Here is a 24,423-nt window from a genome sequence, read left to right as displayed (position 1 = left end):
GAGAGACCGGATCAGACTCCATCAAGTTCGCGGTGCCGCTTGAGGGCACCCCACTTCGTGCCGAATGCGCGAGCCAGCTGTTCCACGAGAAAGACCGAGCGATGCTGGCCGCCGGTGCAGCCGATCGCGACGGTGACATAGCTGCGGTGATCCTTTGCGAGCGCATCGAGCCAGCGTTCGAGGAACTGCTCGATGTCGCCATACATGCGCGCGACGTCGTCGTGCTCGCGGAGCCAATCGATCACTGGCTGGTCGCGACCCGTCATCGGCCGAAGCGTGGACACGTAATGCGGATTCGGCAGCATGCGCACGTCGAAGACAAAGTCCGCATCCAGCGGCACCCCGCGTTTGAACGCGAAGGATTCGAACACCAGCGTGAGCGTGCTCTGCGGTGCCGAGACCAGCGCCTTGATGTAGCTCTGCAACTGGGCGGGCCGGATGATGCTGGTGTCGATCACATCGGCGCCATCGCGCAGGTCTGCGAGCAGTTCGCGTTCCAGCTCGATGGCCTGTGTCAGTGCGCGTTGCTGGTCCGGCACGTCGGTGCGGCCTTCCTGGCGCGACAGCGGATGTCGCCGCCGGGTCTCGGAAAATCGGCGCAGCAGCGCGTCGGTGGTCGAATCGAGGAACAGCGAGCGCAGCGATACCCCTTCGCCACGCAGGCCGTCCAGCTGTTGCGGCACGAGCGGCAGCGACACGCCGCTTCGCACGTCCATTGCGATGGCTACGCGCGCAGTCTGCTGCTGCCGCTGCAACGCGACGAAAGGCGCGAGCAACTCGGGCGGCAGGTTGTCGACGCAGTAGTAGCCCGCGTCCTCGAGCGCATGAAGCGCCACGGATTTGCCGGAACCGGACATCCCGGTGATCAGCACGAGGTCGAGGCTCACGATGACGCCTCCGCTGTCTTCGCGCCCAGCAATTCGCGCGCATGCGCCAGCGAAGTCTGAGAGACGCGTTCGCCCCCGAGCATTCGGGCAATTTCGTGAGTCCGGCCTTCGGCATCCAGCACCGTGACGCTGCTTTCGGTGCGAGTGCCTTCCTGGCCCTTGGTGCTCGTCTGCCGCTTGGCGACCACGAGATGGTGATCTGCGCAGGCAGCTACCTGCGGCAAGTGCGTGACCGCGAGCACCTGCCGGTCGCGACCCAGCTGCTTCATGAGCCGGCCGACGGTCTCGGCTACGGCGCCGCCGACACCGGCATCGACCTCGTCGAAGATGAGTGTCTGCGCAGCGCCGAGCTCGCTGGTGGTGACCGCAATGGCGAGCGCGATACGTGACAGCTCGCCACCGGATGCCACCTTGCCGATCGAACGCGGCGTGCTGCCTGTGTGTCCGCTGACCAGGAACGCGATGTCCTCGAGGCCGGATCGGGATGCCTGCTGCAGCGCTTGAAGCGCGACTTCGAAGCGCCCGCCCTTCATGCCGAGTTCCTGCATGGCTTGCGTCACCGCCTGGGCCAGTTTGGGCGCGGCCTGCTTGCGAGCCTTGCCGAGCGCCTTTGCTTCCTTCATGTAGGCCTGCTCGGCGGCCCGCTCAGCCCGCTCCAGCGCATCGATGTCGCTCTGCGCATCCAACGCCTGCAATTCGGACTGCCAGCCAGCGAGCAGGGAAGGGAGCTCCTCGGGCGGGCGGCGATAGCGGCGTGCCAGCGACATCCACAGGCCCATCCGTTCGTCGAGTTCCGCGAGCTTTTGGGGATCGGTATCGGCCTGCCTCAGATAGCCGTGCAGCGAATGCGCCGCGTCGGCGGCCTGCGCCACGCTCGACGCGAGGACTTCACCGAGGGCCTTGAATTCCGGCTCGATGTGTTCGCAGTTCTGCAGCAGCGTGACCGCCCGGCTCAACGCCGCCAGCGCGCCGTTGTCGTCGTCTTCGAGTGCATTGCTTGCGCCTTCCGCCGCATCGATCAGCGCCTGGGCATTCGAGATTCTCGAGTGGGCGGCCGAGAGTTCTTCCCACTCGTCGGCACCCGGCGCCAGCTTCATCACCTCGGAGACCTGCCATTGGAGCCGCTCGCGCTCGCGCTGCAGGGTGTCTTGCGCAGAGCGTGCGCTCTCAAGCGTCGAGATGGTTCGGCGCCACTCATGCCACGCTCCGTCGAGCGCGTCGGTGCTTGCACCCGCGTAGGCGTCGAGCAGGCCGCGCACAGCATCCGGCCGTGTGAGGCTTTGCCAGGCATGCTGGCCGTGGATGTCGAGCAGGCGATCGCCGAGTTCTCGCAATTGCGCGGCTGTGGCGGGGCTGCCGTTGATCCACCCGCGGCTGCGCCCCTGAAGATCGACGGTTCGTCGCAGGAGCAATGCGTCTCCGGCCTCGAATCCCCCTTCGTCGAGCCAGCCGGTCAGCATCGGATCGGCATCGAACTCGGCGCTCACGTCGAGTCGTTCGGCGCTTTCGCGGATGAAGCCGGCATCGGCTCGATTGCCGAGCGCGAGTTGCAGTGCATCGATAAGGATGGACTTGCCGGCGCCTGTTTCGCCGGTCAAGACAGTGAATCCGTTGGAGAGGTCGAGTTCCAATGCGCGCACGATCACGAAGTCGCGCATGGCGATACGGCGCAATGCCATCTCAGGAACCTCCTTCGTTCCAATGCAGTTTCTTGCGCAGGGTGTCGAAGTAACTCCAGCCGCGCGGATGGAGGAAGCGCACGCGGTAGTCCGACCGGCGCACCACGACGCGGTCGCCGATTGCCAGTGATGCGAGGGATTGCATGTCGAAATTGGCGCTTGCGTCGCGTCCGCCGACAAGTTCGATCGAGACTTCCTCGGCGTCCGGCAGAACGAGAGGACGATTGGAGAGCGTGTGCGGCGCGATGGGCACCAGCACCCAACCTGGAACGGCAGGATGCAGCAGCGGCCCCCCTGCAGAAAGCGAGTAGGCAGTGGACCCCGTCGATGAAGCGATGATCATCCCGTCGGCGCGCTGATTGGCCACGAAATGACGGCCCACGGTGACTCGCAGTTCCACCATGCCGGAGGTGGCTCCGCGATTGACCACCACGTCGTTCATTGCCAGCGCATCGAAGACCGATACGCCGTTGCGTATCACCTGCGCGTGCATGAGGTTTCGGTGGTCTTCCTCGTATTCGCCTGCGAGCATCGGAACCAGCGTTGCCTGGTAGTCGTCCAGCGCAATGTCGGTGATGAAGCCGAGCCGGCCGCGGTTGATGCCGATCAGCGGAACGCCGTAGGGTGCCAATTGCCGTCCGATGCCGAGCATCGTGCCGTCGCCGCCGACGACCAGGCCAAGATCGCATTCCTCGCCGATCTCTTCAACCGTGAGTGCCTTGTATCGGCCGACTGGAACACCATCGGCCTGCGATTCCTCGACGAATACCGTACAACCCTGTGCTTCGAGAAACGCGGCAATGTCTTCCATGACCACATCGAGCGCACCGCTCTGCGCACGCCCACCCGAAGCCTGGTATTTGCCAATGAGTGCGACGTGACGAAAGCGAGAGCTCATAAACAAATTACAACATTAAAATTGCCCGATGCTGGACGACCGCGCCAAGTTGCTGTTAAAGACACTCGTCGAGCGCTATATCGCCGAGGGCCAGCCCGTCGGATCGCGCACGCTGTCCCGGGCCTCCGGACTGGATCTTTCGCCGGCGACGATCCGGAACGTGATGTCCGACCTCGAAGTCCTGGGCCTGATCGCCAGTCCCCACACGTCCGCGGGTCGCGTCCCGACAGCAAGAGGTTATCGCCTCTTCGTTGACACCATGTTGACTGCTCAGCGCGAGCAGTTCGCCGCGCCCAGCCTTGCGCCAGATCAGCCTCAAAAGGTGATCGCCAACGCAGCGAACCTGCTGTCCAGCCTGTCGCAATTCGTCGGGGTGGTCATGGCGCCTCGGCGCGCTTCCGTCTTCCGGCAGATCGAGTTCCTGCGTCTTTCGGAACGCCGATTGCTCGTCATCATCGTTTCGCCTGACGGGGACGTTCAGAACAGGGTGATCTTTCCGGAATCGGACTACTCGCAATCGCAGCTGGTCGAGGCGTCCAACTATATCAACGCAAACTATGCGGGTCTCTCCATCGAGCAGGTGCGCGATCGCCTTCAGTCCGAGATGGAGCAGCTGCGCGGCGAAATTGCGGCGCTGATGCAGGCTGCCGTCAAGGTAAGTTCAGAGGTGCTCACCGAAGCGCAGGAAGAAGTGGTGATTGCGGGTGAGCGCAATCTTCTTTCCGTGAGCGACTTTTCCAGCGATATGGGTCACTTGCGCAGGGCATTCGACCTCTTTGAGCAGAAGGCACAGTTGATGCGCCTGCTCGATGTCTCTAGCCAGGCCGAAGGGGTTCGCATCTTTATCGGTGGCGAAAGCCAGATCGTGCCCTTTGACGACCTCTCCATCGTGAGCGCGAACTATGAAGTCGATGGACAAGTAGTCGGAACACTAGGTGTCATCGGGCCGACGCGCATGCCGTACGACCGCATGATTCAGATCGTGGACATCACGTCGAAGCTCGTCACCAACGCGTTGAGTCATCGCAAGTAAGGGCGCGTGGCGCTGGGCCACTAGAATCCGGGGCGCGTGGGCCGTTAGCTCAGTTGGTTAGAGCAGCGGACTCATAATCCGTTGGTCGCTGGTTCAAGCCCAGCACGGCCTACCACTGGATCCAGAATGCAAGTGCCATTGTTTGCATTAAAGATTCAACAAAGTTCAAGGCTTCGGCGAATGGCTCCAATTTGGATGCTATACTTGCAAGCTGTGCGGCTGTAGCTCAGTTGGATAGAGTACTTGGCTACGAACCAAGGGGTCGTGGGTTCGAATCCTGCCAGCCGCACCACTTCATAAAGGGTTGGTCCATTGCGGACCAACCCTTTTCCTTTTGGTGCGTCCACGTCGCATCTCGAGCGCAGCCTCCACTAGTGCCGCGCTCTTGGGTTCAGAGTCGCGTCACGATTCCAAAACTGATGATGCCGAGGAATCCCAGGATGCCGACCATCATGAGGCCGGGTCCCCAGCGCCGTTGTCGCGCAGCAAATCCAACAGTCATCACAGCGGCAAAGGCGACTGCTATCGCGGCGGTCAATTCCAGCGTGAGCTCAGGCATGGGCGGATGCTAATGGAAGGTGCCCGCGCAGTCAGTGGTCGCGATGAGGGCTCAACCCAGACGCCGATCGGCCTACCGTCTGTGCTCGAGTCGCCGATCGACTCATTGTGCGCGCCAGGCCCAGAAACGAAAAAGCCCGCCGGAGCGGGCTAAGGACCTTGGAGTCCAGAGGAGAGGCTTCATTGTGAACCACTTTGTGAGACAGGGAAAGGAACTACGTCACATGCTGCAACAAGGCGCTGCAGTTGACACTATCGCTGTCAGGGTCGAGCGTGCGGCCCCGCTCGTTGCCAAGCAATAATCCGACGGCGGTGAGCCAGAGCCGCCAGGAACGCAACCGTTCCAACTCTCCGACCGCCGAGTCGGAAGCATCCATCTTTCTGGCGCTCATGCATGGGGACGACCACGATGAGTTCATTGCAGATGTTTTTGCCGGCCTCGGAGCCAGCCCGCAGCGAGGCATTGGCCAAGCTACAGCGAACCCACCACCTGCCGCGTCATCTAGTCAAAGGCATCGCGCGAGGCGAGTCGGGTCGTCGTGCGCTCGTCGCGGCCGGCGTATCTCAAAGCCAGCAGTCGATTCCTGATCCAGATTTGACTGCGCCTGACCAGCAATCGGGTTGATTCGCGGCCCGTCGGGATTGACTCTGTTCAAGGGACGCTTCCTCGATTGCCGTCTTGCCGTGTGATACAACCAGCGCCCGACCTTGCGGGTCGGCAGTTGTACACATGAGCAAGGCTTTCACGAAGGAAAACGACGCCGACGACGATGATGGCGACGGCGGAGGATTGCCGCCGCTGCCCGCCGGCGGCAAGAACTACATCACGCCCACCGGTTACGCCCGGCTGCGGTCAGAACTTCTGGACTTGATGGACGTCGAGCGACCCAAGGTTGTCGAAGCTGTGCATTGGGCCGCGAAGAATGGGGATCGCTCCGAGAACGGCGACTATCTCTACGGCAAGAAGCGGCTGCGCGAGATCGATCGGCGGATTCGCTTCCTCACCAAGCGTCTCGAGATCGCGGAGGTGACTGATCCGTCCGTGCACTATGGCAGCGACCAGGTATTTTTCGGCTCTACAGTCCGCTACGCCGACGATAACGGTGAGGAGCGCGAGGTCACGATTCTCGGGATCGATGAAGCCAACAGCGCGCACGCGCAGGTGAGCTGGATCTCCCCGATCGCGCGGGCGCTGCTCAAGGCCCGCGAGGGCGATGTCGTCAAGCTCGCGACGCCAGGCGGCGTGCGTGATATCGAAGTGCTGGCAGTCAACTATCCGGCGTCTACGTCGAAGCCCCGCTGAGTGCTGGGGAATCTCAGGGGACCGGAATCATCCGCGCCGCAGCGAGCACTGATGAGGTGCGACGAACGGCGCGCAACACGGCCTCGAGATGAGTTCGATCGCGCACCGCAATCACGAAGCGAAGATCCGTCGAATCCTGGGGCGTCTCGTCGGCCATTTCGACGTGCGTGATATCGGCCTCAGCCTCGGCGAGAGCGGCCGCGACACGTGCGAGCACGCCCTTGTCATTTCTCACGGTGATCACGACACCTGCCTCGAAGGTCCGAACCGGATCGTCAGCCCATTCGACCGCGAAGAATCGCTCACTGTCCTTGTAGCGAAGCCGCTGGCCGACACCGCATTCCTCGGTATGCACCACAAGTCCCTCGCCGTGGCCCAGATAGCCCACGATGGGGTCGCCTGGGATCGGTCGACAGCACAGCGCGAAGCGCACGGAAGAGTTTTCGCTGCCGTCCAGCGTCACTGCGCCCTGTGACACCGCGTCGCTGGCTGCAAAGCGCTCACGGCTCAACATGAGCGCGTCGGGCTTCGCACCTCTTTCGGCGAGCAGGGCCATCAGCCGTTTCGCAACGATGCTGGCAATGCGTTTACCCAGCCCGATGTCTGTCAGCAGTTCGGATCGCGTCCGGTTGCCGGTGAAGCGCAGCAGTTTTTCCCAGATTTGCTGGTTGTCAGCGTCGTCCTCCGGGAGCTTGCCCAGCCCTTCGGCACGCAGCGCCTGCGCGAGGAGCTTCTCGCCAAGCCCTTCGGACTCGGCGTGGGCCAGTGTCTTCAGGTAGTGGCGGATCTTCGAACGCGCCCGCCCAGTGCGAACGAACCCGAGCCATGCAGGGTTCGGCGTGGAAACAGGCGCCGTGATGATCTCGACCACATCGCCATTCTTGAGTTCGGTCCGCAACGGAACCTGATCGCCATTGATGCGTGCAGCGGATGTGTGGTCGCCGATGTTGCTGTGAATGGCGTAGGCGAAGTCGACCACGGTGGCCCCACGCGGCAGCGCCATGATCTGGCTCTTCGGCGTGAACACATAGACAGCGTCGGGAAAGAGGTCGACCTTGACGTGGTCCCAGAACTCGGCCGCGTCGCGTGTCTCATCCTGGATGTCGAGCAGCGACTGGAGCCATTTGGCGCCGAGGCGGTCGCTGGTCGCCACCGTCGCCGGATCGGCCGCCTTGTACAGCCAATGTGCGGCCACCCCCGATTCGGCCACCACGTGCATGGCTTCAGTACGTAGCTGAAACTCGATGTTGACGCCGGCCGGGCCAACGAGCGTGGTGTGCAGCGACTGGTAGCCGTTCAGCTTTGCGATCGCGATGTGATCCTTGAACTTGCCAGGCAGTGGCTTGTACATCTGGTGCAGGATGCCGAGCCCGGTATAGCAGGAGATCACCGTGGGGACGATCAGGCGGAAACCGTAGATGTCAGTGACCTGGGCAAAGCTCAGGTGTTTCTCGACCATCTTGCGGTAGATGGAATAGAGCGTCTTCTCGCGGCCCGCGATGCGAACGCTCATCTCCGCGGCCGCGAAGGCGTTCTCGACTTCCTGCTGGACTTTCTGGATGAGGTCGCGTCGCCGTCCGCGAGCCTTTGCGACAGCCTTTGCGAGCACCGCGTAGCGCCAAGGTCGAAGGTGCCGGAAGGAAAGGTCTTGCAGCTCGCGGTAGGTCTGGTTGAGTCCCAGCCGGTGCGCGATGGGGGCATAGATCTCGAGGGTCTCGCGCGAGATGCGTGCCCACTTTTCGCGCGGCGCATCGTCGAGCGTGCGCATGTTGTGTGTCCGGTCCGCGAGCTTGACGAGGATCACGCGCACGTCGCGCGCCATCGCAAGCAGCATCTTTCGGAACGACTCGGCCTGGTTCTCCTCGCGCGTGTTGAAGCGAAGCTTGTCCAACTTGGTGAGGCCATCGACCAGTTCTGCAACCGGGGCGCCGAAGCGCTCGATCAACTCGGCCTTGGTCACGCCACAGTCTTCGATTGCATCGTGCAGCAATGCGGCCATCAAGGCCTGTGCGTCGAGCTTCCACTCCGCGCACTGCGCAGCCACCGCGATCGGATGAGTGATGTATGGCTCACCGCTGTTTCGCAATTGGCCCAAATGCGCTTCATCCGCGAAACGATAGGCGCGCCGAACCAGATCGATATCTTCCGGGCCCAGATAGTCCAGTCGATCGGTCAAGGCCGCGAAGCTGGCGGCGGCCGCGTTCAATGCCGCAGGGCTGGGCTGCGGGTTTCGACGGGTTTCGGACTGAGGCTTGACAACCGCGCTCATGAGCACCACTTTAGCGTGGCTGCGGCTAAGACGCATTCAGGCATAAAAAAAGCACCGCATGCGGTGCTTCCTTGTTGCACGGCTACGTCAGATCAGCCGGGAACCTTCTTGAGCATTTCGAGACCGATCTTGCCCTCTGCGATTTCGCGAAGTGCGGTAACGCCAGGCTTGTTTTTGCTCTCGATCTTGGGCGCATGGCCCTGGCTCAACATGCGTGCGCGATAGGTGGCGGCGAGCACGAGTTGGAAACGGTTCGGGATTTGTTGCAGGCAATCTTCGACGGTAATGCGGGCCATGATGATCTTTCGGCAGAGTGCAGACGTTGGGCGGATCAGGGGATGTTCAGTGCGGCAAAGGTGCTTGCACGTGCGCGGCGCTGTGCAGAGTAGCGAAGCCGCTGAGCGTGGACGATCGCTTTCAAGTCGAAAAGTGCGCGCTCAAATACCTCGTTGATTATAACGAAATCGAACGCCGAGGCTTGCGCCATCTCCTCAGCCGCATTGCGCAGGCGCAGCTCGATGACCTCAGGGCTGTCTTCGCCACGGCGTTCGAGTCGGGAGCGCAATTCCTCCCAGCTTGGCGGCAGGATGAAGATCATGACCGCGTTGGCGAAGGCCTTGCGGATCTGCAGCGCCCCCTGGAAGTCGATTTCGAGAACGACATCGGCGCCCTGGGCAATGCGCTCCTCGATGGCCTTCTTCGAGGTGCCGTATCGCCGCTCATGAACGTGCGCCCACTCCACGAATCCGTCGGCCGCCACCATGACGTCGAATTCGGGCTCGGACACGAAGAAGTATTCGCGCCCATGCTTTTCCTGGCCGCGCGGCGCGCGGGTGGTATGGGAGACCGAGGGCTGGACGGCGGAGTCGAGCTCCATCAGCGCCTTGACAAGGCTCGATTTACCCGCGCCGCTGGGAGCTGCGACCACGAAGATGTTGCCGGGGTAATCCATGGATTCCGTTTCTATTCGATGTTCTGGACCTGCTCGCGCATTTGTTCGATCAGGACCTTCATGTCCACGCCGATGCGAGTGAGTTCGAGCGTGGCGGATTTCGAGCCGAGCGTGTTGGCCTCGCGATGGAGCTCCTGGATCAGGAAGTCGAGCCGCTTGCCGATTTCTCCGCCCTTCTTCACGAGCCGTTCGATCTCGTCGAGATGGGAGTTGAGCCGGGTCAATTCCTCCGCGACGTCGATCCGGATCGCGAAGGCGGTTGCCTCGGTCAGGGCGCGGTCCTGGGCCGCCTCGGGCGGCGTGCCGCCGCTCAGGCCCATCGCTTCCCGCCAGCGTTCAAGGAAACGCGTGTGCTGCTGCTCCACAAGCTGCGGGACGAGCGGCAGGGCCTGGGTTGCAAGTGCGCGCAGTTGTGCAAGATGGTCCTGCAGCATGCGGGCGAGGCGTGTGCCTTCGCGCTCGCGCGCGGAGAGCAGGTCCTTGAGTGCCTTTTCAGTAACCTCGGTCAGATTCACGCCCCAGTCGCCCTTGGCGACGCTGTCGCCGGCGGAGAGCCGCAGCACGTCGGCCACGCTGAGATCACGCGCATCCGGCAGCCAGGCCTTGATGTGGTCCTGAACGGCGTTGAGGCGCTGAAGAAGCTTCGTGGACGGGTCGCCAATACCCGACGCGGCACCGCTCTCGATCGCCGCCCGAAGTTCGACCTTGCCGCGCTTCAGCTTCGCAGTGAGCATCTCGCGCAAGGCGGGTTCATGCTGCCTCAGTTCCTCCGGCAGCTTGAAGGTCAGGTCAAGAAATCGGCTGTTGACCGAGCGTATTTCGACCCCGAGCCGGGGGGCTGCATGAGCTCGTGGATCGGCTTCGGAGTGGCTGCCGGCGGGGCTGTTCTGCCCGCTGGCGTAGCCGGTCATGCTGTAAACTGGCATCGCGCCTCGCTGTGATCTGTTGTTGCACCGTGGCGTCGGCACAGCGTTCGCTTGCCGCACCATCGCCTTCGGGCGAAACTCCCGGATTATGTCAAAGGTCAAACCTTCGCCTCTGCTGCCTGACACGATGATCGGCGGCTACCGAATCGTGCGTCGGCTGTCCGCCGGCGGATTCGGAGTCGTCTACCTGGCCGTCGACCAGAGCGGACAGCAGGTCGCCATCAAGGAATATCTGCCTTCCTCCCTGGCAACACGGGGAACGGGGGAATTGGCGCCACAGGTTCCGCCCGAGAAACTGTCGCTCTATCGCCTGGGGCTGAAGAGCTTCTTCGAGGAAGGCCGGTCGCTGGCGCAGATTTCCCACGCCTCGGTGGTGAGCGTTCTAAATTTCTTCCGCGAGAACGAAACCGTCTACATGGTCATGAACTACCTGGAGGGCGCGACCCTGCAGGACTTCGTCGTTACGGCGCGCGACTTGAAGAAGCAGAAGGTATTCCGCGAATCGACGATCCGATCACTCTTCGACGAGATTCTTCGGGGCCTTCGCATAGTCCACCAGCACAAGATGCTGCACCTGGACATCAAGCCGGCGAACATCTTCGTGACCGACGACGACCGCGCGGTGATGATCGATTTCGGCGCGGCGCGCGAAGTGCTGTCGAAGGAGGGCAACTTCATCCGGCCGATGTACACCCCCGGCTTCGCAGCGCCGGAGATGTACCGCCGCGATTCCTCCATGGGCCCCTGGACCGATATCTACGCGATCGGCGCTTGCATCTATGCCTGCATGCAGGGTTATCCCCCAAACGATGCGCCGCAGCGTATCGAGAAGGACCGCCTCGGGCTTTCGCTCTCCCGGTTGCGCGGCATCTATTCGGACAATCTGATCGAGGTTGTCGAATGGTGCATGTCGCTCGATCCGCTTTCCCGGCCGCAGTCGGTGTTCGCGTTGCAGAAGGAACTGAGCCGCGAAGGAGAGCGGCGCTACACCAAGCTCACGGTGGGTGAGAAGGTCCGCCTCTCGATCGACAACATGCGCTCCCCTGAAAAGAAGGGGCTGCCGAAGGCGGCGGCTCCCACCACACGTCCCGCATGAAGTTTTCCGTCTTCCAGGTCAGTCGCAAGGGCGGTCGTCTCAAGAACGAAGACCGCATGGGTTACTGCTACACGCGCGAATCAGGCCTGTTCGTGCTGGCCGACGGCATGGGTGGTCACCCCGAGGGCGAGGTCGCGGCGCAGCTTGCACTGCAGACCATTGCGGCGCTCTACCAGCGCGAGGCGCGGCCAGTCGTCAAGGACGTCAAGGCGTTCCTCACGTCCTCCGTGATGGCCGCGCACCAGCAGATCATGCGGTATGCCGGCAACAAGGGCATGCTCGACACGCCCCGCACCACAGTGGTCGCCGCCGTCGTTCAGGACAACACGGCCACCTGGATCCATTGCGGCGACTCCCGTCTCTACGTTGTCCGCGAAGGCGCTTTGCTGATGCGCACCCGCGACCATTCGCACGCCGAGCGGCCTCGCGTGGGTGGCGGCCCGGAGCCCGTCAACCGGAACCTCCTGCTCACCTGCCTCGGTTCGCCGACGCCGCCGCTTTTCGATGTCTCCGCCCCCCTGCAACTGCAGCGCGGCGATCGCATCATGCTGTGCTCCGACGGCGTCTGGGGCGTGCTCGACGACAGCGTGATCGTCCATGTGCTCTCGACCGGCAAGCCGGTGTCCGATGCCGCGCCAGACCTCGCGGAGATGGCGCTGCGCAACGGTGGCACCCACAGCGACAACGTGACCCTCATCGCCCTCGAATGGGAAACGCCCGACGCCCCTGGGCAAAAGCGCGGCGTTTCTACCGACAGCATCAGCGATGGCGTGTTCGCGTCCACCATCCAGGCCGGCATGCCTTCGGACAGCGAGCTCGACGATCTCGACGAGGACGCGATCGAGCGCTCCATCGCCGAGATCAACGAAGCGATCAAGCGATCCGCTGCGCGCAAGGGCTAGGCCTTCTTTTCTTTTTTCGCTCATCACCATGACTGATTTCGTACGAAGCGGCGACCGCGCCGCAGACCAGTTGCGCCCGGTTCGCATCACCCGCGGCTTCACCATCCATGCCGAGGGTTCGGTGCTGATCGAGTTCGGCCAGACGCGTGTGCTCTGCACCGCTTCGGTCGAAGAGAAAGTGCCTCCGCACAAGCGCGGCAGCGGCGAGGGCTGGGTCACCGCCGAATACGGCATGCTTCCCCGCGCGACTCACACCCGCAGCGACCGCGAAGCCGCACGCGGCAAGCAGAGCGGCCGGACGCAGGAGATCCAGCGTCTCATCGGCCGGTCGATGCGGGCCGTCTTCGATCTGGCCGCACTCGGTGAGCGCACCATCCACCTCGATTGCGACGTGCTCCAGGCCGATGGCGGCACCCGCACCGCGGCGATCACCGGCGCTTTCGTGGCTGCACAAGACGCCGTCAACAAGCTGCTCGCTGAAGGCAAGATTGCCGCATCACCCATCCGTGGCCATGTGGCGGCCATTTCGGTCGGCATCGTGCAGGGCACGCCGCTGCTCGATCTCGAGTACGTCGAGGATTCGGCCTGCGACACGGACATGAACGTGGTGATGACCGGCGCCGGACACTTCGTGGAGGTGCAGGGCACCGCAGAGGGCGCCGCCTTCTCGCGCGATGAAATGAACCAGCTGCTCGCGCTGGCCGAAAAGGGCATTACCGAACTGATCGGCCTGCAGACCCAGGCGCTCGCGAGCTGAAGCCGGTCGAACACGGAATTCGCGATGAAACTGGTCCTCGCATCCAACAACGCCGGCAAGCTCGCTGAACTGCAGGCCTTGTTCGCGCCGCTTGACGTGACGCTCGTTCGCCAGTCGGAGCTCGGCGTCGGCGAGGCCGAGGAGCCATTCCGCACTTTCGTCGAGAACGCCTTGGCCAAGGCGCGTCATGCGTCCGCGCACACCGGGCTTCCGGCGATCGCGGACGACGCCGGCCTCTGCGTGGAAGCCTTCGGCGGCCTTCCTGGGGTGGATACCGCGTTCTATGCGACGAAATTCGGCTACGAGAAGGGCGACGCGAACAATGTGCGCGCGCTGCTCGAACAACTGGCCAACCAGGCCGATCGCCGCGCCGCGCTCGTCAGCACGCTGGTCGCGCTGCGCAGCGCCGACGATCCCGAGCCGCTGATCGCCGTGGGCCGCGTGGCAGGCCTCATTGCGAAGGAACCCGTGGGCGACAACGGCTTCGGCTTCGATCCGGTGATGTTCCTGCCGAAGTTCGGCAAGACCTTTGCCCAGCTTCCTCCCGACGTGAAGAACGCCAACAGCCATCGCGGACAGGCGGCGCGCGCGATGCTGGCGCTGATGCGCGAGCGCTGGTCGTGAGCGAGATCATCCCCATCGCAAGCAACGGCGACAGCGCGTCCGAGGGCGCCGCGAGGGCCAACGATGCGCTGCACCAGATGCGACCGGGCCCGCTCCAGCTTTCGGCATTGCCACCGCTTTCGCTGTACGTCCATCTTCCGTGGTGTCTTCGCAAGTGCCCGTATTGCGATTTCAATTCCCACGAGTGGCGAAACGACGCCGGCGAGCTGCCGGAGCAGTCCTATCTGGATGCGTTGGTGGCCGACCTTGACGCGGCGCTGCCGCTGGTCTGGGGCCGTGCCGTTCACACCATCTTCATTGGCGGTGGCACGCCGAGCCTGTTCTCGCCCGCCGCCATTGATCGGCTGATCGGCGACCTGCGCGCGCGGCTGAAGCTCGCGCCGGATTGCGAAATCACGCTTGAGGCCAACCCGGGCACCTTCGAGCGCAATCGCTTCCGTGCCTACCGTGCCGCGGGCGTGACCCGGCTGTCCGTGGGGGTGCAATCCTTCAACGACGGGCACCTGAAGGCCCTCGGCCGCGTACACGATCGCGCTCAGGCCATTGCAGCCGTGGAAGAGGCCGCAGCGACCTTCGACACCTTCAATCTCGACCTGATGTACGCGCTGCCCGGCCAGACGCTGGAACAGCTCGATGCCGACCTTGCACAGGCGCTGGCAATGGCGCCGCCGCACCTGTCGGTCTATCACCTGACGATCGAGCCGAACACCTATTTCGCCAAGTACCCGCCGCAGGTCCCCGAAGACGACACCGCGTACGCGATGCTCGACCGGATCACCGAGCGCACTTCCGCGGTAGGCCTCGGGCGCTACGAGATCTCCGCCTATGCCCGCAGAGGGCATCAGTGCGCGCACAATTTGAACTACTGGCAGTTCGGCGACTACCTCGGTATTGGCGCCGGCGCGCACAGCAAGCTCAGCTTTGCGCACCGGGTGGTGCGACAAGTGCGTTTCCGCGAGCCCCGGCTCTACATGGACAGGGCGCTCGCGGGCCATGCCGTTGCGCAGAGCGAAGATGTCGGCATCGCCGCGTTGCCATTCGAGTTCATGCTCAACGCCCTGCGCCTCAAGGAAGGGTTTACGCTTGCGCAGTTCGGAGAGCGGACCGGGATGGCGATTACCGCCATCCAGCGCGGCCTGGAGGAGGCCGAGCGGAAGGGGTTGATCGAGCGCGACCTCGCGCGGGTTTGGCCGACAACGCGCGGATTCGATTTCCTGAGCGACCTTCAGGCGATCTTTCTGCCGGACACATAAAAAGGGACACTGCCATGGACAACAACATCGAATCTCCTGAGATCAAGCGCCGGTCACGCGGAAGACCGAGCCCCGAGCAGGCCGTCGCGCTGCGCGAATCGTTCCTTGCGGCAGCGCTCGAATCCTTCCTGGAGAAGGGCTACGCGGCCACCAGCATCGAGGCGATCGCACGGGAGGCGGGTGTCGCCAAGATCACGATCTACCGCCAGTTCGACAACAAGGAAGCCCTGTTCCGCGAAGTCGTGCACCGCGCCGTGACGGGGGCCCGCGAAACCATGCAGGCCACGCTGGTGCGACACGACCACGACCAGCGGCAGGTGCTGCTGGACCTCATCGAGCGCATGTATCTGAGCGCCAGCGAGCCAAAAACGCTGGCGTTGCTGCGACTGGTGATCGCTGAGGCAGTGCGCTTTCCCGAACTCGCCAAGTCGCTTTACGCGGAAAACAGCTATGTGCTCGCGCCGGTCGTCGAGTACCTCGCCGAGGCCCATCGCGCGGGGACGTTGCACGTTCCGCAGCCCGAACTTGCGGCGGTGCAGTTGTCGACGCTCGCCTTCGGTGGCGTGCGGTTCTTCATCTCGAAGCCGCTGGCCGGTCCGGAAGAGCGCCGGGTCTGGGCCGAAGGCATCGCCGATCTCGTCCTGCACGGCTGGGCGCCGCGAAGTGACCAGCGCAGCGACTAAAATCCCGCTCCTGTCCTCGTGCAACGCGAGGACAGTCCAGGAGAGTTGGGTGAGTGGTTTAAACCAGCAGTCTTGAAAACTGCCGACGAGCAATCGTCCGTGAGTTCGAATCTCACACTCTCCGCCGGGCGCTTCGCGTCTCGAAATCCAAGACCCCCACTTCGGGTTCTCGCCTACTCGCTAGCACCCTTGCAACGCGCCGCGAGCGTGCTTCAAACTGGTGCGCCGCCGTCGTTCCGGGGCGGCGTACAAGAAGACCGAGTGGAGACAACCCAGCATGGAGACCTCGCGCACGACGCCCGAGAGCATGAGCCTGCCCGCCACCGACCCGCTGTCGCCGCGCTTGCGCGGACTGGTGCAGGAACTGCGGCTCGACAGCCCGAATCTTTCGACGCGCATGCTCGACACGCTGCGCAGCACTATCCCCGAGTACGGTGCGCTCGGCGGCGCGCTCGCGCATGACGTCTACCGCGTCGGCATACGCAATGCCGAACTCTGGTACGACGCGCTCTTGATTGGCGGCAAGCCGCACGACGACGACCTGCGCTGGATCGGCCGTTTCAGTCAGCGCCGACATTCGCAAGCGCTTTCGCTGGCCGCGCTGCTGCAGGCCTATCGCACCGGTACACGGGTGTACATGGATGCGCTGCTTTCGCGCGTGCGCCAGCAGCCAGCCTTGTTCGACGAAGTGCTGTTCCGGGTCTCGCCCTTCCTTCTGTACTACAGCGACCTCCTGAGCCGAACCGTGAGCGATGCCTATCTGGCGGAGCACACACGAGAGATGCGGTGGAAGGAACAGATGCAGGCCCGCCTCGCCGCCGCTGTGTTCGATCCCACCTGGGCGGGGGCATTCGAGGATGCAGCCTTCGCGCTCGGTATCCCGGCAGATCAGCCGCACGTGGCGCTGGCGTTGCGTATCGGACCGCACGAGCCAGCGACAGCAGACGCAGGCGCCGCCGGACGCGTACTCGATGCGATTGCTGCTGCGGCGCCCGACGACATGCCGCCGGCCGCGCTGACCTTGCACCGCGGGCATTGGGTGGCGTGGCTGCATTCGCCCGCCGACGAATCGGCGGAGGCACGCGAGCGCCGGCTGCTTGACGGTGCACGCCAGGCGATGCGGCTGTGTCCGGCGGTCGAGGCTGCGGGCCTCGGTCTTCCGGCTGTCGGGGCTGCCGGATGGCGAGGCAGCGCCGAGCAGGCCTTGGCTGCAATCGATCTGGGCCAGCGCCTGCGCCGTGGCGATGCGTGCTTCCGCTACTCGGAATTCGCGCTCGACACGTTGATGCGCCAGTCCACGGAGATGTCCGCGCTGTGCGGCGAAATGATCGCGGTGATCGCGGCTGAACCCCCGCTGCTCGAAACGCTTGAAGCCTATTTCGAGCACCGGCAGAACCACAAGGCGACCGCCGCCGCGCTGGGGATCCATCGCAACACATTGCTGCATCGACTTGCGCATATCGAATCGCTGCTGGGCGCACGCTTCGACGACATGGCTTGGCTGTCGCGCATGTACCTTGCATTGCGTCAGCGGCGGCTGGGGCGCGGCATTCCGCCGTCGCTGCACTGAATGCGCATGGCCGCCTGAGGTCCGCTCTTGTGCACGTGCACAGCGGGGCAGGGCACCTTGCCAATGGCGCGCGGCGCATCGTCTCCGTAGAGTGAGGGAGTCTCGGCGCGTCAGCGTTCTGTGTTGGCGGCTGGGGCGTTGATGCCCAAGAAGACCTACGAGGAGACAACACTTCATGTCAATGTTCGATCGAGAACAGGCCCCTTCAAGTCCTTTTCCTTTCCATACCCTTGAGCGCACGCCACGGTGGGGCACGCTGGCCGGCATGGCGCTGTTGGCTGGCGCAGCCGTGCTGGCCGGTTGCGGCGGAGGCAGCGGCAATTCCGGCTTTGCAGGACTGCCGCCGACCAGCAGTGCCACGACAACCCCCACCCAGCCTTCGGGCGGCGGCGTTCCGCCAACCGAGACGCCAATGCTCGCGAGCATCGACAGCGAGTTGCCTGTCGACACGGCCAGCACCGCCAGTCGTTGCGATTTCCTCGATTCGGCGCACTGCATGCTGCCGTTTCCGAACGACTACTACACGGTCGCCGACAAGAGCACCGACACAGGTCGCCGGCTGAATCTGCAGACTGCATCGATGCCGCTCAGCACAGTCGCGAACAAGCGCATCGACACCACCGAATGGAACCGCAACGACGGCTTCTCGCCTGGCGCGATGATCGTCACGCGCGTGCCGGGGGTGGACCTCGCGCGCACCGGTACGCCCCTGATCGGTGATCTCTCCGCTTCGCTCAAGGCGGATGCGCCAGTGGTGCTGATCGACGCCGACACGCTCGAACAGAAGCTGATCTGGGTCGAGCTCGACAAGAACACCGTCAGCTCGCCCGACAAACAGACACTGAATGTCCGCGTCGCAAAGAACCTCGAGTGGGGTCATCGCTACATCATCGCGATGCGCAACATGAAGAACGCGCAGGGCGACACCATCGAGGCCGGCCCGGCGTTCCGCATCTACCGCGATCGCCATCAAAGCGGATTGGATTTCGTGAACGACCGGCGCGATCACATGGAATCGATCTTTGCGACGCTCAAGAAAGCGGGCGTGTCGCGTGATTCGCTCTACCTCGCCTGGGACTTCACCGTCGCGTCGCAGCGCAACCTCACCGGCCGCATGCTCGCGATCCGCGATGCGGGCTTTGCTGCGTTGTCGAATGGCGTGCCCGCGTTCAACGTGACGCTTTCGCAGGATTACACGCCTGCGCAGGACGCGCGCATCGCTCGCCACATCGAAGGCACGCTCACCGTGCCGAAGTTCGTCGCGGCACCCACGGCGGGCGTGGCCGACATCTCGCCGGTGGTGGCCGCAGTCGCGCCGTACCTCACCAGTGGCTCGTTGTCGATCCCGAACATCACCGCGGCCTGGGCCACGCTCGGCGACAAGCCCTTGCCACTGGAGTCCTTCCGCTACGCATCGGCTACGCCGGGCCCGAATGATCTTCCGGTGTGGGACGGCAGTTCGACACTGACCGTGCCGTTCATCTGCAACATCCCGCGCGCTGCGATCAACGGCGACGGCAGCGTCAACCCGGCGCGCATCTCGCTGTACGGCCACGGCCTGTTCGGCAAGCCGACCGAGGTCAATGCGAGCAACGTGAAGGACATGAGCAACGAACACAACTTCGTTTTCTGCGCGACCAACTGGTATGGCTTCTCGCAGACCGAGCTCATCCCTTCGGTGTTCGCGTTCTTCGATCTGTCGAACGCACGCGTGCCGTTCGACACCACGCAGCAGGGCGTGCTCAACATGCTGATGCTGGGTCGCCTGATGCAGAACGCAAACGGCTTTGCAAGCAACGCTGCCTTCCAGATGGGCACCGCGCCGCAGAGCGTGCTCGATACCAGCGAGCTGTTCTACGACGGCAACAGCCAGGGCGGCATCCTCGGCGGCATGCTCATGAGCGTGGCGAAGGACATCCATCGCGGCGTCCTCGGCGTGCCAGGCATGAACTACTCGCTGCTGCTCGAACGCAGCGCGGACTTCCCGCAGTTCGCGGCGATGGTCTACGCGTCCTATCCGGACAGCATGGACCAGCAGTTCATCTTCTCGTTGTGGCAGACCCTGTGGGATCGCGCGGAGGCCAATGGCTACGCGCAGGCGATGACCGACAAGCCACTGCCCAACACGCCGCCGCACAAGGTGCTAATGCACGTGGCCTTCGGTGACCACCAGGTCTCGATGTGGTCGGCCGAAGTCGAGGCGCGCACCATCGGCGCGAAGCTGTTCTGCCCTGCAACAGCGCCTGGCCGGCATCCGGACGCGGTGCCGTACTTCCAACTGTCGTGCATGGACATGAGCAGCGGTGGCTATGACGGATCAGGCATCGTGGTGTGGGACAGCGGCCCGGGCCGGCTTGCGCCACCGCCGCAGGACAACCTCGCCCCGACTGCCGGGACTGATCCGCATGAGGATCCGCGCGCAACCCTTGCCGCGCGCACACAGAAGTCCGAGTTCCTCAAGAGCGCCGGCAAGGTGGTGGATGTGTGCGGCGGCGCACCGTGCAAGACGGATGTCTATACGCCTTGAAAACGAAAGTTCAATGACACAAACGGAAGGCGAGGCGCGCCTTCCGTTTGAGCAAAGCCTGCGAGCATGCCGTCCCGATCGCTTTCGCGCCTTCTCCAAACGAAAGACTTGGCAAACCTTGTCGACGGAGCCAAACTCCGCGCCGTCTCAACCCGCAAGGAGAAGCCTGTGAAGTCCATCTCTCACATTGCGTTGAAGGCTTTGATCGCAGGAGGTGTGGTGATGGTGACGGCAAGCGCCTTTGCTCAGGCCACCGTCACTTGCGAGGATCCGCGTGTCGACCGGACGGCTTGCTACCGCGAGGCAGCGGCTGCACAAGAGGCCAAGCGGCAGGGTCGTCTCAACAGCCCTGGCGGCTACGATGAAAACGCGCTGAAGCGCTGCCAGCGCCAGCCTGCAGGCAACGCACGCACCGCCTGCGAGAAGCGCGTGACGGGTGCCGGCAACACGACGGTCCACGGCAGCGTGCAGGGCGGAGGCAAGATCCGTCGCAACGAAATGCCGGTCGAGCCGAAGAAGTGAAGTATCCGTGGCAAGGGTGACGATGCTGCGAGCATTCATCCGGCCGGTCGTTGTCTTCGCTTCGCTGCTGTTGCCGTTGTCGTCGATGGCGTTCACGACGGCGACCACGCGGGCGCTCAACGTGCGCGCCGGGCCCGGGACTTCGTTCCGGGTCGTGACAGTGCTTCCTGCGCGCGCGCAGGTCCGCGTGAACAGTTGCATGCGCGGCTGGCGGTGGTGCGACATCACGGCGCGGCGCAATCGAGGCTGGGTGGACTCCCGCTACCTTCAGCATTCGGTGCGCGGCCGGGTTCCGATCGTGAATGACCGCGGGCGACCGCCGGGGCCTTCGCAGCCTACGCCTTGGCCGCAGCGGCCAGCCGGCCAGGCGCGTTAGCAGCAACCTCCGTGGGGCCCGCCGGTTGGCCGGGCTGATCGGGTGCGAGTGCGGCCTTTTTCACGAAGGGAGTGACGATCGTGAAAAACGCGCAGAAGAGTTGGACGATCTCGTTAACATGTCGTAACAACTCTGAAAGCGCGACAAATGCCATCCAAGGTTCTGCACGTTTTCCAGGCCAGCCTCGTCATTGCGTTGGGCATCACGAGTGTTTCGGCCTTTGCCGAGATCCATCGCTGCAAGGATGACAAGGGACAAACGATCCTGTCCGACCGGCCTTGCGGCGCGGCATTCACCGGCGACACGCTGCGCTCGTCCACGCTCGGAACCGGTGCCGATCGCGTGACCGCCGCCGAGATGCGCACCGGTCGCACGGGTGATGCCGCCGCACAGTATTCCTTCATGGCGGAGCAAGCTTCCCGGGCCTCCAGGAAGGCCTCGGAAAGGTAATTCGGCAGGGTCGTTTCCGCGCTGCCCTATACTCCGCGCCGCTTGCAGCTTGTGTCGAATGCTGCGCCGCCATTGGCAACATGGCGTTATTCAATCAAAGGAAACTCAGTGAACCGTATCGAACTGGTCGAAAAGATCGCAACCGCCCACAACGTCAGCAAGGCAGAAGCCGCCCGCATCCTGGAAACGGTGACGGGTTCCATCATTGCAGCAGTGAAGAAGGGCGACCCGGTTCAGCTCATCGGCTTCGGCACTTTCAAGCAAGTGGCCCGCGCCGCTCGCACCGGCTTCAACCCGCAAGCCGGCGCCAAGATCAAGATTGCTGCCCAGAAGGTGCCGAAGTTCGTGCCGGGCGCAGCATTCAAGGCCGCGATCGACCCGAAGGCCGCCAAGCGCAAGGCCGACAAGGCTGCGGCCAAGCCCGCTGCCAAGAAGGCTGCACCCGCCAAGAAGGCTGCTGCTCCGGCCAAGAAGGCGAAGAAGTAATTCGCCGCAGCCCATGGGCTGCATCCAATGAACAACGGCCCTGCGGGGCCGTTTTCTTTTTCAGCGCGACACGCCACGCAGGAGGCGCAGACCGTTGCCGACCACCAGCAGGCTCGCGCCCATGTCGGCAAACACGGCCATCCACATCGTCGCGCTGCCGAACACTGCCAGCACGAAGAACACGGCCTTGATCGCAAGCGCGAGGCTGATGTTCTGCCAAAGCACCGCATGCGTGCGGCGCGACAGGCGGATCGTCTCCGCGATGCGGCCGAGCCTGTCGTTCATGATGACCACGTCGGCCGCCTCCATCGCGGTGTCGGTGCCGGCTGCACCCATGGCGAATCCGATGTCGGCCTGTGCCAGAGCGGGCGCGTCGTTGATGCCGTCGCCGGCCATGGCGGTGGCGCCGTAGCGCTTGCGCATCTCGCGGATGGCATCGAGCTTGTCCTGCGGCAGCAGTCCGCCCCGTGCATCGGCGATGCCCGCTTCGCGCGCAACGGCCTGCGCCGTGGCTTCGTTGTCGCCGGAGAGCATGACGGGCGCGACGCCCAGTGCTTGCAGCTGCGAGATGGCAGTCGCCGCATCGGGCCGCAGCGTGTCAGCGACTGCCAAGATGGCGAGCACGTTGCGTTCGCTTGCCAGCAGCGTCACGGTGCGCCCGAGGGCCTCGTGCGTGGCGAGTTCCGCTTCGAGCGTCGCATCCGACAGGCCGCGTTCCCTGACGAGTCGGTGGTTGGCAAGCGTCAGTTCCTCGCCATCCACCGTGCCGCTGACTCCGCGGCCGGGCAGCGCCGTAAAGCGATCGACCTCGACGGCACCGCCTTCCAGCCCCTCGGCAATGGCCTTCGAAACAGGATGATCCGACCGCGCGGCCAGGGACTTCGCAAGGCGCAGCACGACGGCTTCGTCTGCTTGCGCGCCGCCCCACGTCTTGAATGCCACGAGCTTCGGCTCGCCTTCGGTGATCGTGCCGGTCTTGTCCAGTGCGACCGCCTTGAGCAGGCGGGCATCCTCCAGGTAGGTACCGCCCTTGATCAGGATGCCTCGACGTGCCGCCGCCGCGAGGCCACTCACGATCGTCACGGGCGTCGAGATCACCAGTGCGCATGGGCACGCGATCACCAGAAGCACCAGCGCCTTGTAGATCGACGCCAGCCATTCCCATCCGAGGAACAGCGGCGGCAGCACTGCCACCGCAAGTGCCAGCGCGAAGACCATCGGCGTGTAGACGGCCGCGAAGCGGTCCACGAAGCGCTGTGTCGGCGCGCGCGAACCCTGGGCCTCTTCGACTGAATGAATGATGCGTGCAAGCGTCGTGTCGCTCGCAACGGCCGTCACGCGGAACTCGATCTCGCCGTGCTCGTTGATCGTGCCTGCGAAGACGGGATCGCCGGGCTCCTTGTCGACCGGGATGCTCTCGCCGGTGACGGGCGACTGGTTGATGCTGCTGCTGCCCCGCGTGACGATGCCGTCGAGCGCCAGCCGCTCGCCGGGCTTCACGCGCGCGATGGCGCCGACCACGATGGCATGCGCCGGCACGCGCAGCCATGTTCCATCTGCTTGCTGCACTTCGGCATCGCTCGGCGCGAGATCGACCAGCGCCTTGATCGCGTTGCGTGCCCTGTCCACTGCGCGGGCCTCGATCAGCTCGGCGATCGCGTACAGCGCCATCACCATCGCCGCTTCGGGCCACTGTCCGATGACGAAAGCGCCAGTCACCGCGACCGACATCAGCGCATTGATGTTGAGCCGGCCCTGCCGCAGCGCGTTCAGGCCCTTGGCGTAGGTTTCGAGGCCGGCCAGGCCGATCGCGATGGCGGCGATCGCCATGCCGAACACTTTCCAGGGCGTACTGGCAGGCGCGAAGTAGGAGATGCCTTCGGCCGCCAATGCGAGCGCGAGCGCGGCGGCGAGGCGCAGGTAGCCGCTTGCCTGTCCGTGGTCGTGCTCATGCGCATGTTCGCCGTCGCCGTGCGCCGATGGCGCAGCCAATGGCGAGGGTGTGAATCCAGCCTTGCGGATCGCATCGAGCGCCAGGGTGACGGCGCCCGGCGTTCCGTCGATCCTCAGCGTGCGCTGGCCGAGCTGGAAGTGAAGTCCGCGGATGCCCGCGATCGGCTCCACTGCGCGTCGGATGTCGGATTCCTCCGCGCTGCAGTCCATGGTGGGAATACGGAACGTGTTGTCCGCGATGGGGCCGGGCACGATCGGGGCGGCGGCTTCGTGGGCGTGATCGGCAGCGCAGCAGTGGGAATGTGCGCCATGCGTGCCGCCGACCGGTGTTTCAGGGGAGCTTCTAGCCATGCCCCCGATTGGAAACCCTGAAGTGACTACAAGGTCAAGCCGCGGCTCCGATTGAGAAATCGGCGTTGTGCAGGCAGATCGCTTCGTTCGGATTGGCGCGGTAGCGCTCCACCGCGAGCGCGTCGATCGAATCCGAATTGAGCGCGTAGGCCTGAACCAGATCCCCCTGACCCTCCGGTGCATGAAAGCGTTTGTGAAGCGCCTCTTCGTCGATCCGCGCAATGATGCGCGCACCGTCGTAACCATCCGGGTAGATGGCGAACTGAACGCTGCCGGCCGCGGGGAGGAAGATTGCTTCGGAAGCCATGATGGTGCTCAACTGCTGACTCGTTTCAAAGAGTGTCTGGCGTAACTGCAACGCCGACCAT

Annotated in this window: 24 protein-coding genes and 3 tRNA genes; 17 read left to right on the top strand and 10 right to left on the bottom strand. The window is 64.0% G+C overall.

All coding sequences use genetic code 11. The features are described 5' to 3' along the window. Positions 1–11: 11 nt before the first annotated feature. Genes rapZ through FHW64_RS19940 form a run of 3 tightly spaced genes read right to left on the bottom strand, consistent with a single transcriptional unit; the run spans position 12 to position 3,464 of the window. Entirely contained in the window at positions 12–887 is an 876-nt protein-coding gene (gene rapZ / locus FHW64_RS19950; protein ID WP_184529422.1) for an RNase adapter RapZ, read from the bottom strand. Further along, complete coding sequence (gene recN, locus FHW64_RS19945) at positions 884–2,566, bottom strand: DNA repair protein RecN (protein WP_184529420.1); 1,683 nt, start codon at positions 2,564–2,566, stop codon at positions 884–886. Before recN ends, rapZ begins: the two co-directional genes overlap by 4 nt. A gap of 1 nt (position 2,567) precedes the next feature. Then, a complete protein-coding gene (locus tag FHW64_RS19940) occupies positions 2,568–3,464 on the bottom strand; it encodes an NAD kinase (protein ID WP_184529418.1) in 897 nt (298 codons plus the stop codon). Between the two features lie 28 nt (positions 3,465–3,492). On the opposite strand from FHW64_RS19940, the gene hrcA reads away from it, so the two are divergent. The 3 genes from hrcA to FHW64_RS19925 all read left to right on the top strand — a co-directional run bounded on the left by hrcA (position 3,493) and on the right by FHW64_RS19925 (position 4,789). Continuing rightward, a complete protein-coding gene (gene hrcA, locus FHW64_RS19935; RefSeq protein WP_184529416.1) occupies positions 3,493–4,497 on the top strand; it encodes a heat-inducible transcriptional repressor HrcA in 1,005 nt (334 codons plus the stop codon). Positions 4,498–4,535: 38 nt separating this feature from the next. Next, a tRNA-Ile gene (locus FHW64_RS19930) sits at positions 4,536–4,612 on the top strand. A 100-nt stretch (positions 4,613–4,712) separates the two neighbouring features. Further along, positions 4,713–4,789, top strand: a tRNA-Arg gene (locus FHW64_RS19925). A 99-nt stretch (positions 4,790–4,888) separates the two neighbouring features. On the opposite strand, the gene FHW64_RS19920 is transcribed toward FHW64_RS19925, so the two are convergent. Beyond that, entirely contained in the window at positions 4,889–5,056 is a 168-nt protein-coding gene (locus FHW64_RS19920; RefSeq protein ID WP_184529414.1) for a hypothetical protein, read from the bottom strand. Positions 5,057–5,785: 729 nt separating this feature from the next. Here FHW64_RS19920 and greB point away from each other — a divergent pair. Further along, the gene (gene greB / locus FHW64_RS19915; RefSeq protein ID WP_184529412.1) at positions 5,786–6,358 is read left to right on the top strand and encodes a transcription elongation factor GreB; all 573 of its coding nucleotides are present in this window, start codon (positions 5,786–5,788) and stop codon (positions 6,356–6,358) included. 13 nt (positions 6,359–6,371) lie between these two features. On the opposite strand, the gene FHW64_RS19910 is transcribed toward greB, so the two are convergent. The 4 genes from FHW64_RS19910 to FHW64_RS19895 all read right to left on the bottom strand — a co-directional run bounded on the left by FHW64_RS19910 (position 6,372) and on the right by FHW64_RS19895 (position 10,505). Next, positions 6,372–8,627 (bottom strand): bifunctional (p)ppGpp synthetase/guanosine-3',5'-bis(diphosphate) 3'-pyrophosphohydrolase, encoded by a 2,256-nt coding sequence (locus FHW64_RS19910; RefSeq protein WP_184529410.1) that lies wholly within the window; start codon positions 8,625–8,627, stop codon positions 6,372–6,374. A 92-nt stretch (positions 8,628–8,719) separates the two neighbouring features. Next, positions 8,720–8,923, bottom strand: a complete 204-nt coding sequence (rpoZ, locus tag FHW64_RS19905; RefSeq protein WP_093162973.1) for a DNA-directed RNA polymerase subunit omega — start codon at positions 8,921–8,923, stop codon at positions 8,720–8,722. A gap of 35 nt (positions 8,924–8,958) precedes the next feature. Then, positions 8,959–9,579, bottom strand: a complete 621-nt coding sequence (gene gmk / locus FHW64_RS19900) for a guanylate kinase (protein ID WP_184529408.1) — start codon at positions 9,577–9,579, stop codon at positions 8,959–8,961. Between the two features lie 11 nt (positions 9,580–9,590). Then, positions 9,591–10,505 carry a YicC/YloC family endoribonuclease gene (locus FHW64_RS19895; RefSeq protein WP_184530423.1) on the bottom strand — a complete coding sequence of 305 codons (915 nt, stop codon included), beginning with the start codon at positions 10,503–10,505 and terminating at the stop codon, positions 9,591–9,593. A gap of 88 nt (positions 10,506–10,593) precedes the next feature. Between FHW64_RS19895 and FHW64_RS19890 the strand changes: the two genes are divergently transcribed. From FHW64_RS19890 to FHW64_RS19830, 13 genes are all read left to right on the top strand, one after another. Beyond that, positions 10,594–11,601 carry a serine/threonine-protein kinase gene (locus FHW64_RS19890; RefSeq protein WP_093162977.1) on the top strand — a complete coding sequence of 336 codons (1,008 nt, stop codon included), beginning with the start codon at positions 10,594–10,596 and terminating at the stop codon, positions 11,599–11,601. After that, positions 11,598–12,503 (top strand): PP2C family serine/threonine-protein phosphatase, encoded by a 906-nt coding sequence (locus FHW64_RS19885; RefSeq protein WP_184529406.1) that lies wholly within the window; start codon positions 11,598–11,600, stop codon positions 12,501–12,503. The genes FHW64_RS19890 and FHW64_RS19885 overlap by 4 nt, the downstream gene beginning before the upstream one ends. 28 nt (positions 12,504–12,531) lie before the next feature. Further along, positions 12,532–13,260 carry a ribonuclease PH gene (gene rph / locus FHW64_RS19880; RefSeq protein ID WP_184529404.1) on the top strand — a complete coding sequence of 243 codons (729 nt, stop codon included), beginning with the start codon at positions 12,532–12,534 and terminating at the stop codon, positions 13,258–13,260. Positions 13,261–13,284: 24 nt separating this feature from the next. After that, positions 13,285–13,884 (top strand): non-canonical purine NTP pyrophosphatase, encoded by a 600-nt coding sequence (locus FHW64_RS19875; RefSeq protein WP_184529403.1) that lies wholly within the window; start codon positions 13,285–13,287, stop codon positions 13,882–13,884. 77 nt (positions 13,885–13,961) lie between these two features. After that, a complete protein-coding gene (hemW, locus tag FHW64_RS19870; RefSeq protein ID WP_184530421.1) occupies positions 13,962–15,137 on the top strand; it encodes a radical SAM family heme chaperone HemW in 1,176 nt (391 codons plus the stop codon). A gap of 14 nt (positions 15,138–15,151) precedes the next feature. Continuing rightward, the gene (locus FHW64_RS19865; protein ID WP_184529401.1) at positions 15,152–15,820 is read left to right on the top strand and encodes a TetR/AcrR family transcriptional regulator; all 669 of its coding nucleotides are present in this window, start codon (positions 15,152–15,154) and stop codon (positions 15,818–15,820) included. Between the two features lie 39 nt (positions 15,821–15,859). Next, positions 15,860–15,944, top strand: a tRNA-Ser gene (locus FHW64_RS19860). Positions 15,945–16,097: 153 nt separating this feature from the next. Then, positions 16,098–17,390 carry a CdaR family transcriptional regulator gene (locus FHW64_RS19855; protein ID WP_184529399.1) on the top strand — a complete coding sequence of 431 codons (1,293 nt, stop codon included), beginning with the start codon at positions 16,098–16,100 and terminating at the stop codon, positions 17,388–17,390. Positions 17,391–17,565: 175 nt separating this feature from the next. Further along, positions 17,566–19,917 (top strand): hypothetical protein, encoded by a 2,352-nt coding sequence (locus tag FHW64_RS19850; RefSeq protein WP_184529397.1) that lies wholly within the window; start codon positions 17,566–17,568, stop codon positions 19,915–19,917. 168 nt (positions 19,918–20,085) lie between these two features. Then, complete coding sequence (locus FHW64_RS19845) at positions 20,086–20,439, top strand: hypothetical protein (RefSeq protein WP_311733338.1); 354 nt, start codon at positions 20,086–20,088, stop codon at positions 20,437–20,439. A gap of 22 nt (positions 20,440–20,461) precedes the next feature. Next, complete coding sequence (locus tag FHW64_RS19840) at positions 20,462–20,815, top strand: SH3 domain-containing protein (protein ID WP_184529395.1); 354 nt, start codon at positions 20,462–20,464, stop codon at positions 20,813–20,815. Positions 20,816–20,962: 147 nt separating this feature from the next. Further along, entirely contained in the window at positions 20,963–21,265 is a 303-nt protein-coding gene (locus FHW64_RS19835) for a DUF4124 domain-containing protein (protein WP_184529393.1), read from the top strand. Positions 21,266–21,373: 108 nt separating this feature from the next. Continuing rightward, positions 21,374–21,751, top strand: a complete 378-nt coding sequence (locus FHW64_RS19830; RefSeq protein ID WP_184529392.1) for an HU family DNA-binding protein — start codon at positions 21,374–21,376, stop codon at positions 21,749–21,751. Positions 21,752–21,811: 60 nt separating this feature from the next. Here the strand turns inward: FHW64_RS19830 and FHW64_RS19825 are convergent, their stop codons facing one another. Further along, a complete protein-coding gene (locus tag FHW64_RS19825) occupies positions 21,812–24,055 on the bottom strand; it encodes a cation-translocating P-type ATPase (protein WP_184529390.1) in 2,244 nt (747 codons plus the stop codon). A gap of 34 nt (positions 24,056–24,089) precedes the next feature. Continuing rightward, positions 24,090–24,362, bottom strand: a complete 273-nt coding sequence (locus tag FHW64_RS19820) for a hypothetical protein (protein ID WP_184529388.1) — start codon at positions 24,360–24,362, stop codon at positions 24,090–24,092. Between the last annotated feature and the right edge of the window lie 61 nt (positions 24,363–24,423).

The organism is Variovorax sp. Sphag1AA (assembly GCF_014192575.1).
Lineage (GTDB): Bacteria > Pseudomonadota > Gammaproteobacteria > Burkholderiales > Burkholderiaceae_C > Variovorax.
Note: the sequence above shows the minus strand (reverse complement) of the source record. Positions and strands in the feature narration are given on the sequence as shown.